This is a genomic window from Virgibacillus chiguensis, from assembly GCF_900129865.1.
GTDB lineage: Bacteria > Bacillota > Bacilli > Bacillales > Amphibacillaceae > Virgibacillus > Virgibacillus chiguensis.
In genome coordinates, this window is sequence record NZ_FQXD01000006.1 from 23472 (window position 1) to 38100 (window position 14629).

Annotated in this window: 14 protein-coding genes; 4 read left to right on the forward strand and 10 right to left on the reverse strand. The window is 35.9% G+C overall.

What is annotated here, in order from left to right; genetic code table 11:
- Positions 1 to 577: 577 nt before the first annotated feature.
- The 9 genes from BUB45_RS08350 to BUB45_RS08390 form a co-directional block, all read right to left on the reverse strand.
- Positions 578 to 1495 (reverse strand): DUF4349 domain-containing protein, encoded by a 918-nt coding sequence (locus BUB45_RS08350; protein WP_073007292.1) that lies wholly within the window; start codon positions 1493 to 1495, stop codon positions 578 to 580.
- 161 nt (positions 1496 to 1656) lie between these two features.
- Entirely contained in the window at positions 1657 to 2874 is a 1218-nt protein-coding gene (fdhA, locus tag BUB45_RS08355) for a formaldehyde dehydrogenase, glutathione-independent (RefSeq protein WP_073007296.1), read from the reverse strand.
- A gap of 256 nt (positions 2875 to 3130) precedes the next feature.
- Positions 3131 to 3706 (reverse strand): DUF5067 domain-containing protein, encoded by a 576-nt coding sequence (locus tag BUB45_RS08360; protein ID WP_073007298.1) that lies wholly within the window; start codon positions 3704 to 3706, stop codon positions 3131 to 3133.
- A gap of 447 nt (positions 3707 to 4153) precedes the next feature.
- Positions 4154 to 5404 (reverse strand): dihydrolipoamide acetyltransferase family protein, encoded by a 1251-nt coding sequence (locus BUB45_RS08365; RefSeq protein ID WP_073007302.1) that lies wholly within the window; start codon positions 5402 to 5404, stop codon positions 4154 to 4156.
- Between the two features lie 15 nt (positions 5405 to 5419).
- On the reverse strand, positions 5420 to 6451 hold the full coding sequence (locus BUB45_RS08370) for an alpha-ketoacid dehydrogenase subunit beta (protein WP_073007305.1): 1032 nt from the start codon (positions 6449 to 6451) through the stop codon (positions 5420 to 5422).
- Between the two features lie 19 nt (positions 6452 to 6470).
- Positions 6471 to 7436 (reverse strand): thiamine pyrophosphate-dependent dehydrogenase E1 component subunit alpha, encoded by a 966-nt coding sequence (locus tag BUB45_RS08375; protein ID WP_280157380.1) that lies wholly within the window; start codon positions 7434 to 7436, stop codon positions 6471 to 6473.
- Between the two features lie 331 nt (positions 7437 to 7767).
- Positions 7768 to 9570: a sigma-54-dependent Fis family transcriptional regulator gene (locus BUB45_RS08380; RefSeq protein WP_073007307.1), complete on the reverse strand. Its 1803-nt coding sequence runs from the start codon at positions 9568 to 9570 to the stop codon at positions 7768 to 7770.
- A 272-nt stretch (positions 9571 to 9842) separates the two neighbouring features.
- Positions 9843 to 10310, reverse strand: a complete 468-nt coding sequence (locus tag BUB45_RS08385) for a GNAT family N-acetyltransferase (protein WP_073007311.1) — start codon at positions 10308 to 10310, stop codon at positions 9843 to 9845.
- 20 nt (positions 10311 to 10330) lie between these two features.
- Positions 10331 to 10801 carry a hypothetical protein gene (locus BUB45_RS08390; protein ID WP_139300123.1) on the reverse strand — a complete coding sequence of 157 codons (471 nt, stop codon included), beginning with the start codon at positions 10799 to 10801 and terminating at the stop codon, positions 10331 to 10333.
- Positions 10802 to 11189: 388 nt separating this feature from the next.
- On the opposite strand from BUB45_RS08390, the gene BUB45_RS08395 reads away from it, so the two are divergent.
- The 4 genes from BUB45_RS08395 to BUB45_RS08405 all read left to right on the forward strand — a co-directional run bounded on the left by BUB45_RS08395 (position 11190) and on the right by BUB45_RS08405 (position 13612).
- Positions 11190 to 11666 (forward strand): hypothetical protein, encoded by a 477-nt coding sequence (locus tag BUB45_RS08395; protein ID WP_073007316.1) that lies wholly within the window; start codon positions 11190 to 11192, stop codon positions 11664 to 11666.
- A 138-nt stretch (positions 11667 to 11804) separates the two neighbouring features.
- Positions 11805 to 11927 carry a hypothetical protein gene (locus BUB45_RS20610; protein WP_280157382.1) on the forward strand — a complete coding sequence of 41 codons (123 nt, stop codon included), beginning with the start codon at positions 11805 to 11807 and terminating at the stop codon, positions 11925 to 11927.
- A gap of 605 nt (positions 11928 to 12532) precedes the next feature.
- Complete coding sequence (locus tag BUB45_RS19345; RefSeq protein ID WP_212590754.1) at positions 12533 to 13105, forward strand: DUF4879 domain-containing protein; 573 nt, start codon at positions 12533 to 12535, stop codon at positions 13103 to 13105.
- Between the two features lie 24 nt (positions 13106 to 13129).
- Positions 13130 to 13612, forward strand: a complete 483-nt coding sequence (locus BUB45_RS08405) for a hypothetical protein (protein ID WP_073007319.1) — start codon at positions 13130 to 13132, stop codon at positions 13610 to 13612.
- Positions 13613 to 14067: 455 nt separating this feature from the next.
- On the opposite strand, the gene BUB45_RS08410 is transcribed toward BUB45_RS08405, so the two are convergent.
- Positions 14068 to 14547 (reverse strand): DinB family protein, encoded by a 480-nt coding sequence (locus BUB45_RS08410; protein ID WP_073007813.1) that lies wholly within the window; start codon positions 14545 to 14547, stop codon positions 14068 to 14070.
- Between the last annotated feature and the right edge of the window lie 82 nt (positions 14548 to 14629).

The following is a 14629-nucleotide window of genomic DNA, read 5'->3' on the forward strand; positions in this document are numbered from 1 at the left end:
AAAGCTAATGTAGCATAAAAAAATCGAAATGATCGAAACTTTATAATTGGTTTATTTTTAAAGCATATCGCTTTTACGAACCAAAACCTTTAAAATAAGTACTGATATTCAAAAAAACAAGTCAAATAAAATGAAATAAATCTATTGGATATTTTTCACGATAGATGCCTTCATCATTTAATACGAATTCCTTATTTTTCTTCTTTTTTAAAATGATAATGATGGAAGAATATTATTACATTTTAATGCAACCTAAAGTGTTTAATAAAGTAGCTATTATACTAACCCTTTCTATTGGTTAATTTGATATGATTTAACTGTAGCAGAAATGGCTTCTTTTATCATTTGTTTCGTGCAAGGAGCAAATTGGTTTCCTCCTTCGTACATAAGCTTTTAGTAATGTTCTAGTTATATCTGAATAATTCTGGATAAAGAGGATTATTCTCTCTCATAAAGGCGTTATGTCTCTATAAAATACGCTTATTTCGTTATCCACTAACACCTCATTTACAATAAAAAAACTGCAGTTTATCTTTAAACTGCAGTAACAGAAAATCACATCTTTATTCTGTTTTCTCTATTTCTCCTTGTGATTTTGCTTTACCCATTTTCTTATAAAAATCCAACCAAGCCAACCTAATACACTAATTAGAATAAGAACCGGCATGTTACCTGCTATAAATACAAACACGTTTGAAATCACTTTCAAAAGAAAGTTTATACTCTTTATGAATTGCTGTTTCGTTGCCTCCCATGTATTTAAGTTTCCATCTTCTATCGATACATAATTTTCTTGTATTTCAATATGAACAGTTGCCAAATCGGCTTTATTTTGTAGATAATTCATTCGACCAGTAATTTGCTCTATTTCTTCCTGTACTTCTGCAAGGTCTTCTGAAATAGCCAATAAATCCTCTGTTTTTTCAGCTTGTTCCATAAAAGCTAATAACCTTTTCTCTACTACTTTTTTAGATTGAAGTCGAGACTCTAGATCCACATATTCTTCGGTGACATCCTGACCTGAAATATTACTACTTAATAATTTTCCTTCTCCCGATTCTACTTCATCCATAAAAGGTTTAAAATTCGTTTGTGGTACTCTTGCAGTGATGAAACCGGTGCGATTATTTTCTTTTGTATCATTACTTCTAGATGATTCTACAATATAACCATCATAATCTATAATCAAACTTTCCAAAGTCGCTATTTTTTTCTGTAAATCTTTTACTTCTATACGTGTATCCGCAGTATAGATTACTTTTCGTTGATCCACATCGTAAGTATCTGCTTTTGGCACTTCCGTTTCTTCGGCTTTCTGTTCCGTTTGTTCTTTTCCTGAATTAGCCATTTCTCTACTATCTTCTGTTTGAATTGTTGTTTTGTCATCTTGATTACTAGAGACTGAGTTTGATTGATCACTACTATCTGAACGTTCATCGCAACTCGTAAGTAGAATCAAAAAAAAGCACAGTAACAAAAATAATCGTGACCTCATTTTTCCCTTCCCCCAAACACGTTTAGATTTCAGGCAAACACCTCTTCTTAAATCAAATATAATGAAATGAAGCCTTATTCAGTCGAAAAACTGGATAAGGCTTATGCTTTTAATTATCGTTTGATGGTACAGACAGCATACGCATTCATTACCTCATTTCGTTATGCTTTCACCAAACCATGTGGATCAATAACAAATTTCTTGGACGCACCACCATCAAATGCTTCATATCCAGCTGGCGCTTCATGCAACGAAATTAATGTAGCATTCACTGCTTTTGCAATTTGCGCCTTTCCACTTAAAATTGCCATCATTAAATCACGATGATATTTCATCACTGGAGTTTGGCCAGTAACGAATGTATGTGCTTTCGCAAATCCTAATCCGAAACGAATTTTCAACGTTCCTTCTTTTGCATCTTTATCAACGCCCCCTGGGTCACCTGTAACATATAACCCTGGAATACCTAATTTTCCTCCAGCCCGAGTTATACCCATAATCGTGTTTAAAACAGTTGCCGGTGCTTCACTTGCTCCTTCTCCGTGACCACTAGCTTCAAACCCAACTGCATCAATCGCACAATCTACTTCTGGTGCATCTAGGATCTGCTCCATTTGCTCTCCTAAATTCGTATGTTCACGTAAATTAATTGTTTCACACCCGAAGCTGCGTGCTTGTGCCAGCCTTTCTTCAATTAAATCACCGACAATGACGACAGATGCACCGAGTAATTGGGCAGAATGTGCAGCAGCAAGACCTACTGGACCTGCTCCAGCAACGTAAACCGTTGATCCCGGTTTAACGCCGGCGCTTACCGCTCCATGATAACCTGTTGGAAAAATATCTGATAACATAGTTAAATCAAGTATTTTGTCCATAGCCTGGTCTTTATCAGGAAATTTAAGCAGTTGAAAATCAGCATATGGAACCATTACATATTCCGATTGACCGCCTACCCATCCGCCCATATCAACATAACCATAGGCTGATCCCGGTCTGTCTGGATTTACATTCTGGCAAATATGTGTGTCTTGTTGTTTACAATTCCTACAACGTCCGCAGGCAATGTTAAATGGAACAGATACTAAATCTCCTATTTGGATAAACTCAACATCTCGTCCTACTTCAACAACTTCTCCAGTAATTTCATGACCAAGCACTAACCCACTGGGAGCTGTAGTCCTCCCTCGAACCATGTGTTGATCACTTCCGCAAATATTCGTAGTTACTACTTTAACAATGACGCCATGATGACATTTACGCCCCACATTTAATGGATTTACACCTGGCCCATCTCGTAACACTAAATCCGGATAACGAATATCCTGCACCTCTACTTTACCAGCACCTACATATACGACACCCCTGTTCTCAGCCACTAAAACACTCCTTTTCAAAAATATATTGGATGTATTGGGAGCATTGACAATCTAAAACCATTATACTACTTAAAGTTTAATTTTTCCGTAATTCTATTAATTCTAATAAAAATGTTATTTCTCTTATACGTATTTACTTCTATAAAACCTATAAACAACAATGGCATATAGTACTGAATTTGCATAAATGAAACTATTAAAATATATGTAAAAAGCAAAGACACCCATTTTATTGAGTGTCTCTGCTTATTTCTTATTATTTAATTTCAAAATCTTGTCTACCAATCTCTTCTCCCATAACGCCTTGTGTAGCTACTAAGGTTACAGGAGTTTCTAAATCATCTAATTCATAAGCAATGGAGTTTTCTACTGTACCATCTTTCTTTATCGTTTCCGTTTGTGTATCTAAATGGTTTCCGTCTGGTAAGCTACCCATTTCTAATTCGTTTACTGCATTTGGATCGTTGTCTTGCAACGCTGTAAATACTGCTATCCAAGCTGTTGACGGATCTATATCTTTATCAGTAAGGTTCGTTGTCTCATACCAGATAGCGAATACTGGTTTTTCTCCAGTTTCATTTCCTTCTTCTCCAGCAGGTATAACCTTTGTTTCTTTTATTTTGATTTTTAAATCTTCAATTTTAGCTTCATTATCTTTGAAGTATACATCTTCGTTTTCGTTTGTTTCCGCGCTATCTTTGCTTTCTTCATTCGCTGCATCAGCGCTATCTTTGCTTTCTTCATTTTCTGTGTTTTTACTTTCGCTTGACCCACCACAGGCAGATAAAACTACTAACATTACAGCAAGTAAAACAAATAAGTACTTCTTCATATTTCTAGCCCCCATATATTTTTTTACAACCATCCTAATTATGGACTAGTTTACAATATTTATCAACATCATTTAATTAAACTAAAAATTCCTTAAACTATTGATAGATATGTCAATAGTTTTGTGTAGTCTCTCTTTTTATAGCTTAAAGTACGCTTTTCCTTTTAGATAGCCCATAATAATGCATGAAATGTCAGGGGGAGGGGAATTGGAGTACATAGAAGGATACCGCTCAGCTGAGACAGCTTCCTTCTATAATTTAGAACCTTTATATGTTCTAGTCTGGAATAGCTAAAAATATCAAATTGATAGGTCCTTCTCTGCACGCGATAAGATTTGCGAAACCTTTGTCCTCATAGCAGAGAAGGAGTTTAATTTTAGTGTTTCCTTTTCTATTTTCATACGCATAGCGAAGTTCTTTATAGGATAGATTCTATTCTGATTTCTTTACAGCAATAACAAATACGGTTTTGCTAAATAATGAGCAATCGTATTTAAGAATTCTGCTGCTGGAGCCCCATCTAATACTCTGTGATCAAAGGTTAAGCTTAGTGGTAGCGAAGTTATCTGTTTCACCTGCTCATTTTCATCTAACGTAAGCTCTTTTACAAATGTACCCACACCCAAAATCCCACTTTCTGGTGGGTTCAAAATTGGTGTGAAATATTCTATTCCTTGCGCACCTAAATTAGAAATGGTGAATGTTGCTCCACTTAAATTGGCATTTTTTCCTTCACGAGCTGTTTCTGTGACATGTTTCATTTGCTTTGCTAAGCTACCAAGTGGCAATCTTTCCGCATGTTTTACAACAGGAACAACCAATCCTTCTTCTAGTGAGGTTGCAATACCTAAATGCACTTCTTCAAATTGGTGAAGCTGATCATGAATAAGATGTGTATTAACTTCAGGATGTGCTTGTAAGCTTAACGTTACAGCTCGAGCTAAAAATACCGTTAGTGTCAGCTTTAGATCTAAATTATTCTCCGCTGCTTCTGTGCGCATTTTCTTTTGAAAAACAAGTAAGTTTGTTATATCAGCTTTCCGATGTAATGTTAATTGCGCGGTTGTTTCTAAGCTATGCTGCATATTAGCAGCAATTGATTTTCTCATTGCTGACATACCTTGAACCTGCATTGCTTCTTCTTCATGAACGGCTGGTTTTGTTGTAACCTGTTCTTCCGTTGTGGTCGCTGCTACTTGCTGCTCAGCTACTTGCTCAATATCTCTTCTAGTAATCCTTCCCTTAGGGCCAGTACCTGTTACTTTAGAAACATCTACGGATAATGCTTTTGCTTTTTTACGAGCAGCTGGAGAAATACGCCTTTTTCGTTGCGGACCTTTCATGTCTTGATGCCCTTCAGATTGATTCTCTACTTGTTGAACCGCCTTCTCTTGTACCTCAGCGGTTGGTTCAGTTTTTTCTTTTTCAAAAGTCGATGTCGCTTCCCCTACTTCTTCTCCTGCTTGCCCAACAATACCAATCGATTCACCAACTTCTGCTTCTTCAGACACATTTTTTATAACCTTTAATAATATACCGTCAGCTGGAGCTTCTACTTCACTCGTTAATTTATCTGAACTAATTGTGACAATTCCTTCACCTTCTTTTACGGTGTCTCCAGGTTGTTTAAGCCATTCTTCCACCGTTCCTTCTGTCATCGTCATACCTAGTTTTGGCATTAATATCGATGTAGCCATATTATCCCCTCCTCATTATCTAGATAAGGTCAATTCCCCAATCATGTCTTTTACTGTTCGTACAACTGTTTCTGCTCGTGGTATATATAATTGCTCTAAGTTTGTGGCAAATGGTGTAGGTGCATGTGGAGCCGTCACCATCTTAATTGGCGCATCTAAAAAATCGAAACCTTTATCTACAACCATAGCAGAAATATCCGTTGCTACATTACAACGTGGATTTGCTTCATCAATAATCAATAGACGCCCTGTTTTCTCAACGGACTGTAAAATCGTATCCTCATCAAGTGGAGATAATGATCTAGGGTCAATAATTTCCACCTCGACATTTTGTTTAGCAAGCTGATTTGCAGCGCTTTCAGCTACTTGTACCATTTTACCTATCGCCACAATGGTTAGATCATCCCCCGCACGCTTAATCTCTGCCTTTCCTAACGGTATTGTGTAATATCCTTCGGGTACTTCACCTTTCATACTATATAGTGTTTTATCTTCAAAAAAGGCGACCATATCATTATCTTCAATTGCCGTTAATAACAAGCCTTTAGCATCGTAAGGGTTAGAAGGAACAACGACTTTTAATCCAGGGATAGCTGTTAACATGCCATATAATGATTGGGAATGTTGCGCTGCAGCACCTGCACCTGCACCATGGCTTGTACGAATCGTTAATGGAACTTCTGCTTTCCCACCAAACATATAACGAATTTTAGCACCTTGGTTCATAATTTCATCCATGGCACTGCCAATAAAATCGTTAAACATTAATTCTGATATTGGTCTTAAACCTGTAACCGCAGCGGCCACTGACGCTCCCATATAGCCAGCTTCAGCAATTGGCATATCGATGACACGTTTACGTCCAAACTTATTTCCTAATCCTTTCGTTACTCCAAAAACGCCACCCCAAGCTTCTTCATCTTGTAGATGATCGACGGTTGCTCCTCCAGCTACGTCCTCTCCAATTAAAATGACTTTATTATCTCTTTCCATTGCAATATCCATTGCTTCATTAATCGCCTTTGAAAACGTTATTTTTCTCGCCATTTATCTCACCTCATTCATATTATTTGTAAGAAACGTATACATTCTCCGTTAATGCTTCCTCATTTGGCACTTTACTGTGATGCGCAAATTCAACTGCTTCTTCCACGGCTTTTAAAGACGCCTTCTCCAACTCTTCCAGTTCCGTTTTGCTTAACAGTTTATTCTCTAACGCATATGCTTTGAATTGTTCTATACAATCTACTTCTACTGGCCACTTTTCTTTATCAGATTCTGACTTGTACGCTTGATTATCTCCTTCAAAATGGCCACTCGTACGATAAGTAATAGCTTCAATTAAAGTTGGCCCTTCTCCGTTTCTAGCTCTTTCTATCGCTTCTTCGGCAACTTCATACACCTTGGTAACATCATTTCCGTCAACGCGTACGCCAGGTATATCATATGCGATTGCTCGATCAGCAATTGTTTTTGCTGAAGTAGCGTACTCAAATGGCGTTGCTTCTCCAAAGCCATTATTTTCTGCGACAAAAACAACTGGTAGATTCAATGCTGCTGCAATATTAATTCCTTCATGAAAAGTGCCATGATTATTTGCCCCATCGCCAAAGAAACATACTGCAACGCCACCGTTTTCTAAAATATCAGCAGATAAACCTGCACCAACAGCTAATGGAAACCCTCCACCAACAATACCGTTAGCTCCAAGCATGCCGACTTCCAAATCTGCTATATGCATGGAACCGCCTTTTCCATTACATAAACCAGTTTCTTTACCAAATATTTCAGCCATCATTCCATTTAAGTCACAGCCCTTGGCAATACAATGACCATGCCCACGATGTGTACTGGTTATATAATCTAAATTTTCTAAATGAGCACAAACCCCAACTGCAACAGCTTCTTCCCCTGCATATAAATGTACAAATCCCGGAATTTCCCCTGTAGCAAAAATTTTTTGGACTTGGTTTTCAAAATTACGAATGTCATTCATTTTTGTAAACATCCAACTTGCCATTTTCTTATCCATCTTGAAATCCTCCTTCATATTTTGTGCATTCACTGATATACAAGCAAAAAACATGCCAACTTTTTAAGTTGTATTAATAAAGCGTTTTCATTTAGGGGGACAAAAAATGAGACAACTTTCACAAATTGTCTCATTTTGTCGCATTTTTTATTCTTAAGGTCTATTCCTAAAAAGGCCGCTTATTCATTTGTAATACTAGATTGAATATGCATGAGACTACATCATATAGGACTTTTAGGACATCGGCTTAAAAAACCTTTTTGAGTGCTATCCTTTTTATGAATGTATATCATCCAACAAGCGAGAAGAGAAAAAAGCATTTGAAATGCCACTATAATTGGTACTTTTTAATTTTACGATATAATGTACTTCGTGACATATTTAAATCGGCTGCAGCACTTGGTACATGATTGTGATGTTTTTTTAAGGCTTGTTTAATCTTGTCTATTTCTAGCTGATTGCGAAAACTTTGCGCTTCCTTTTCGTTGTTCTCTACTCTAATCTGCTCTGTGTTATCCCAAATTGAAATAATACGATAAAGTTCTTCTTCCTCAGGTGTTTGTTCTGGAAATAAAATGCGACAGCGATCTAAAGCATTAAATAATTCACGAATATTCCCTGTCCATTTTCCATGTTTAAAAGTAGCTGTTAATTTATTTATCCAGCTTGGATACCAATGATTTTCCTTGCAATAATAATCGATAAAATAAGGAATATCTTCTTTGCGTTGTCGTAAAGCCGGTACATAAATAGGAAAACCGTAAATACGATAAAAGAGATCAGCCCGCATTGTCTCGTTTGCAACTAATTGCCGTATATCTACATTTGTTGCTGAAATAATGCGTACATCAATAGGAATAGGTTTATAGCCTCCTATTCGAGTTACTTGCTTTTGTTGTAGTACCCGAAGCAAAGAAACCTGCATGGATGAAGGCATATCACCAATTTCATCTAGAAATAAAGTGCCTTTGTTTGCCGCTTCTAGCTTTCCCTTTCTACCATTTTTATGAGCACCGGTGAATGCACCGGGTTCGTAACCAAACAACTCACTTTCCAATAACTGTTCAGGGATCGCCCCACAATTAATAGAAACAAAAGGTTGATGCGCACGTTCACTATTACGGTGAATTGCTTCAGCAACTAATTCTTTTCCTGTACCAGTCTCTCCATATATATGAACAGCAGCATCTGTTGCAGCAACTTTCTGAATATCTTGCAATACCTTTTGAAATACATCACTTTTTCCTGTCACACCTGCAAAATAAACAGGATTTTCCTTTATTTCTTCCTGCACATAAACCTCATAACCTATGGAGCGGCCATTTATTAGCAACGGTTTTCTTACAGGATGTAAACTTAACTCTGATATTGTGTTATCTAAAGGTTCACCAATCATATATCCATACTTATTTTCCAAATGCCTCGGTAATTTACATATAACATCATCATTGGAACAAATAATTGCATTTTTAGAACAAGATAATTTCTGTAATTGTTCCATATCCTCGTACATGGTTTTTCGCCAAGCAAGTGAAATAGAATCTGCAATCATTTTCACTGAAGCCAGTACATAATTAAAGTTTATTGGCTTATAGGGGCTTGATATATTAAGAATACCAATTAACTGATTATGATGATCAACGATTGGTGCAGCGGCGCAGTTCCACATTTGTGAGGCTACTGCAAAATGGCCATAACCTTTTACTGTAAATGGCTTCTTATATAGCTGGGCTAATCCAATTGCATTTGTTCCTACTTCTTTTTCGCCCCAGTTTGAGCCTTGAATAAATAAAATATCATAAGCTTTTGCTTCTACTGACTGCTCGCCTCTATTTTGTAATATGTAACCCTCTTTATCTGTCAAGGTCGTAACATATTGCCACCCCTTTAAAAAATAATGTAATTGATTGCGTTGCGTTTCTACTAACGAAATAAGCAGTTCATTTTGTTCTACACGCCGCTGGAGTTCATCTGGTTGTAAAATCGATTTAGAAATCCCATCAAACGGATCGACACCTTCTTGCTTACATCTTTCCCAAGAGTCAACGAGCTCATAGGAGATATTTTCATCCGCCAAACTCCCCTCACGAATGAAACGCTTCCAATTTTCTTTGGTAACGACATCAGTAATCAATACCCTCAGCTCCAATCTAAAAAGCTATCACCAGAAATCTAAGTAAACATGTCATCTTATTCTTTTACCATCATTATTTTCAGAACAACATAGTAACTGCACGGTTGGAAATGGCCTTGTTTTTTCAAAACTCACCTAATACCTAATAAGTCTGGTTTGCCGTCCAGCTCTTAAAAATTTCATCTCAGTTGTATACGTGTATATGAGCGCTTCTCGTTTCGAAAATCCATATTTATGAGTCAGAAAGAAAAAACTTCGATTGAAGATTCACTTTATAATCTCTTTTCCAAACTATAATAGCGCTTTGCTTGGTAAACACGTTCATCATACTGCCTAAAACCCATATCACTCCAAAATAATAGTGCTTTCTCATTGTTAGCATGGACAGCAATTTGGATCTTAGGAGCTCCGTTTACTTGCATCCATGTTTCAAACTGTAAGTAAACATTTTTAGCTAGCCCCTTTCCTTGATATTTCTTATCTATAAGCAAAAGTGTTAGCCAAGGCATATTCGTTCGAGGACTATGCATTCCATATTCCAAAATTCCCATAGGGATGTCGTTATTTTGAATAACGTACCTTTCCGTTTGCAATCGCTTTGACTCCATGTGTTGTTGAACAATGTCAGCACAATGGAGCTCCTGTTTATCAAATGCAATTTGGTTAAATATTTTATTCGTATTAAACACATTTTTTTCAACGAATACCGTACTATTATTGCTCCGTGCATACGTAAACATTCATAATTCCCCTTTAAAATCTACTCCACCATCGCTTGCCAGCGATCGATAGTTAGATTTAGGTTATATGTTCTATTAATGTATCCATTTATTTGTGCTTTATGATGTAGATCATGACTAACTAAACCGTCAAGATATGTACATATTGTGAGCTTGCTTCCCCCAATAGAAAAGCCCTTCTCAAAATGATGCATTTCCATTGCCTCTAACATAGAGAACATTCTCTCTCTACCATTTAAAAAATGTTTAATTGTTATTGATTGTTCATGATTACGGCCTTTAATCGCTGCTATTTTGTTCACCAATTCTCTATCAGGTGGAGGACATAAAACTGTGCTTGTTAGAACAGCAGGAACTCGATCGTTAATTACAAATTTATCCCATGGAATAAAATGACTTATTATTTCTGCAACGCTCCACTTTCCATCCTCTATTGGCTGAAACCAAAATCGATGGGGGATTTTCCCTAACGAATTCGCCCATTGTATCATGTTTTTTTGATGGTTGATTATTTTATATTTACAAGTCAGCTTCCTCACCCTTTATTCTTGTTTATAGTGTATATCTCCTTAAAAAAAACCAATACTATGTATGAGGTGCCCGCTATTATGGCAAGCTTTGTTTATCGCCTAAGTTTTAACCCGGATGTAAAGCGCTCTGAGAGTCCAGATTCATAATGAGTAGATAAACCTGGGCAAGTGATGAAAGAAAATCGTTCATTAAATAGAGATTGACTTTAAGATAAGATGTGCAAAAGGATTTATAATTTTTTTGCTTAAGCCACTTTAGAAACATCAGGAGATGGTGACTATGATATACACACAATGACTAATATAAATACTAGTTAATTATATCTGTCTAAATAAAGGAGAATGAAATATGGATAAAGTTATCCACAATCTTGATTTGCATTCAAAAGGAATTTGGTTTCCTATTACGATTAGCATCATTTTAGTACTCACTATACTTTTTATCCCTAAAAAACATATTACTTGGAAAGAGCTATACGCCACTTTTGGAATTATTGGATTTATAACTTGGCTTAGCGATTCATTAGTTGCCAGAACATTAGATTTAATACATCTTGCTGATCCAAAAACAGCTGGACTTGCGGAAATTTTAGTGTATACGTTTGTCCCTTCCTCTTTAGCAATATTATTTATTAACTATTATACGCATAAAAACAAATGGTTTTTAGTAGTATTATTTACAATTATTTCTGCTTTATTGGAATGGACTATGGTACATTTGGATTACCTGAAATATACTGGGTGGAATCCCTTTGTTTCCATAGCTGCCTACATTATTGCATTTGGATTCCTTGTACCTTTTCATGTTAAATTGCTCCGTAAATAAGTGTTACTATGCTCATTTACTATAATGTAGCTTGACAAGATTTAGTTTCCCTTTCATCAGTTGAACGTTTCTAATTTTACCAGCAAACGGATAAATATCCTGAAATAAATAAAATGTAATTGCTCAAGCGCTTCCATTGTGAAAGAGACAAGCCAATTAAAACCATTAATCGCTACTTGTGAAGCACGTATAGAAAAAGCAACCGCTTCCAGTTGCTCTAGTTCATCATATGAAGTAGCTCCAAAAAATGCTTTCCAATAAATAATCCGCTTGATTTTCTATATTATATTTATCCATTTGCAATAATCCTCTTTACCGCCTCTTGGGTAATCATTTCATCATTATTCACTAGACTGACAACTTTCTTTTAAAGCTCAGGTGAAAGAAACATGTTTTCGAAACGGAGATTAGCAAGGACTTGTTGAAACTCTTTAGATTCAATTGTTAATTTTGCCATTTAGTCATGACTTCCTGAAACGGTAAACTGATTATATTTATTATAACATATATTTTTACCATTATATCCATAAAATTATTTGTAAAACACTATATCGATTAAAGCCTTCTATAATACTCCAATTTTAAAACGCATCTATTTTTTGATTTCCTCCTTTCTTCTCATCATCTTCATTTCTAAAGTTAATTAAGTCTGTCGCATAAGTTGCTCCATTTATCTGTGCTACATATTAGTGGATAGTAAACAATTAATTATAGAAAACATCTTTTATCAAAATAATTTATAGCTAAGAATAATAAAAAATGATTTTCTCTAAATTTTTTTCATTAATATTCCGATAAAATAAACATATTATAATATTGGGTTAACTTAACTCAATTAAGAAAAAACGATGAGGAGGTTTATTTATATGAAAAAAGGACTTACCGCAGTAGTCATAGCCTTAACGCTTTTCTTAACGGCAGGGGCAGTTTCAGCGTCTTCTGTTGACGAATCTATTACTTTGCATAAAAAGTTGCTAAAGGATCAAGCTTTACAGTCTCTTCAAGAGGAATATCCAGATGCTCAATTTATTGAAGAAGATGTAGCGAAAGACGGATCCGTAGAAGGTATAACTCTTCAAGGACCCGCTCCTCCTTTAACTTCTTTACGTGTATATGCAGCTATTTCCACTCATTACCCACAGTATGAATATTTTGCACTAAATCAATTAACATCTATTGAAGATCATGGTGGAGAAGAAATGTACATTGTTACAAGGGAAATTGGCTATAGTAGAAATACATCAAGGATAGCCCAAATGAATGGTGGAAATATCCCAATGCTTATGGACGAAGCCATTGATTTGAATGGGGATCGAATCATTGATGGGTATTTTCGGTGGTGGGACGCCAGCGGATATGAGAATGGTAGATTTACTTATCAAGCTACCTCTATCAACGCACCTTGGAATACAATGAGCGCTAGGATAAATATGAGATAACAAAAAACAATAGGAGAAAATAATATGAATATTAGTCAAATGAATGCAATAACAGCCCATACTCTACCAGCAAATACAAATATAAAAAACACAGAAACGGAAGACCATTTTAACAAAGACATGAAGCAAACTCAAGAAACATCAGCAGCAAAAAAAGATACACCGAATATTTGGAGAGAACTTTCTGAAAAATACGATATTACGAATGCTTCTTTTGAAGATCTCAACGCGATAAGTACCGCTTTGTATGAAGCAGGCCACATATCCCTTAGAGAACATGCAGGCTTCACTTTTGATTTTAATAGAGCGACAGAATCTTTAAAACAACAAGCAACTGGAATATCCCCTCATTTCACAATGTATGCTACACAAGCTAATGAATGGGGAAATAGAAATTGGATAGAAGAATTTCAAGCAAGAGCAGATAGAGCATTCCAGTATGGTAATATCATTGGACACCATACTAATAACAATTTAACAGCTATTTTACAGAAATTAAAGCTGTAAAAAAACCATACTTTCTAATCGTAGCTAAATATTAGCTACGATTTTTTCACTTAGAATAAGTTTTATTATTGCTGCATACATACCCTTTCCATATTCCTCGCTCCTTCGCCTAACATAACGAAAATACCGATAGTTGTCCAGAGCTCAAATGATTTATAATATCATGGTCAGTACTTAGACCATTTATGAATTGAGTCGCTTGTGGCTTTACATAAGGTGAGAATGTGGATAATCGCTGCCTTGGCAAAACATAGTTATCCACATGTAGTGAGATGGTGTCAACCTTAAGCTAAAAAAGAAATTTTGGTGCTGTTATCTCCCACCTAGACTTGTTCAGCTCGCATCTTCCAATTCTTGAAGTGGTCGTCTTACAACACCTTATATCCGGGATAAATACAGCACACCCTAAAAACGATAGCTTGAATTAAACTTTTTACGTATTTCTTTATAAACCTTTAATCCCATATCTTCGGACGGGTAATTCTCATTGTTCTCATGTAGTCTAGCAATTGACCTGTATGAACTGACTCATGGTAAGCAATCCGTACTAACATTGCACCTAGCTGTTTCATATAACCTCCTTCATCAATTAGATCTATTTCTATATTCTCTAAGTCATGCGCGTCCAGTGTTTGAATATATTCCAAAAACCTCTCTCGAAAAGGCTTAGCAAATTTAAGTTCATCTTCCACTGATATAAATTCTTTTGCTTCAAATGGATTATCCAAATTAACAAGCCCCTTACCACCTCTACCTATAAGAACGTGATGGAAAAGGAACTCAGCTTCTAATAAATGTCTAATCATTTCAGCACATGTTAAAGCTTCTTCATCAGGTTTCCAATGCAACATTTCCTCAGGAATGGCCTCCCACACTTTTATGCTTCTGCTTCTAATTTCTTCAAATTGTAATAGCAATAACCCAATTGCATTCATAAAAAAAATCCCCTCTCCTTGAAAATTTAATTTTTTCCAAAAATAAAACCCTTCATTATAAGTATAAACTAAATTTTTCTGT

Bases quoted from the DNA above. Each gene is read 5' to 3' on its own strand.
- BUB45_RS08410 (WP_073007813.1), bottom strand. From the start codon at position 14,547: ATGAATGCAATTGGGTTATTGCTATTACAATTTGAAGAAATTAGAAGC.
- BUB45_RS08360 (WP_073007298.1), bottom strand. From the start codon at position 3,706: ATGAAGAAGTACTTATTTGTTTTACTTGCTGTAATGTTAGTAGTTTTA.
- BUB45_RS08390 (WP_139300123.1), bottom strand. From the start codon at position 10,801: ATGATACAATGGGCGAATTCGTTAGGGAAAATCCCCCATCGATTTTGG.
- BUB45_RS08395 (WP_073007316.1), top strand. From the start codon at position 11,190: ATGGATAAAGTTATCCACAATCTTGATTTGCATTCAAAAGGAATTTGG.
- BUB45_RS08375 (WP_280157380.1), bottom strand. From the start codon at position 7,436: ATGGATAAGAAAATGGCAAGTTGGATGTTTACAAAAATGAATGACATT.
- BUB45_RS08365 (WP_073007302.1), bottom strand. From the start codon at position 5,404: ATGGCTACATCGATATTAATGCCAAAACTAGGTATGACGATGACAGAA.
- BUB45_RS08385 (WP_073007311.1), bottom strand. From the start codon at position 10,310: ATGTTTACGTATGCACGGAGCAATAATAGTACGGTATTCGTTGAAAAA.
- BUB45_RS19345 (WP_212590754.1), top strand. From the start codon at position 12,533: ATGAAAAAAGGACTTACCGCAGTAGTCATAGCCTTAACGCTTTTCTTA.
- BUB45_RS08350 (WP_073007292.1), bottom strand. From the start codon at position 1,495: ATGAGGTCACGATTATTTTTGTTACTGTGCTTTTTTTTGATTCTACTT.
- BUB45_RS08405 (WP_073007319.1), top strand. From the start codon at position 13,130: ATGAATATTAGTCAAATGAATGCAATAACAGCCCATACTCTACCAGCA.
- BUB45_RS08370 (WP_073007305.1), bottom strand. From the start codon at position 6,451: ATGGCGAGAAAAATAACGTTTTCAAAGGCGATTAATGAAGCAATGGAT.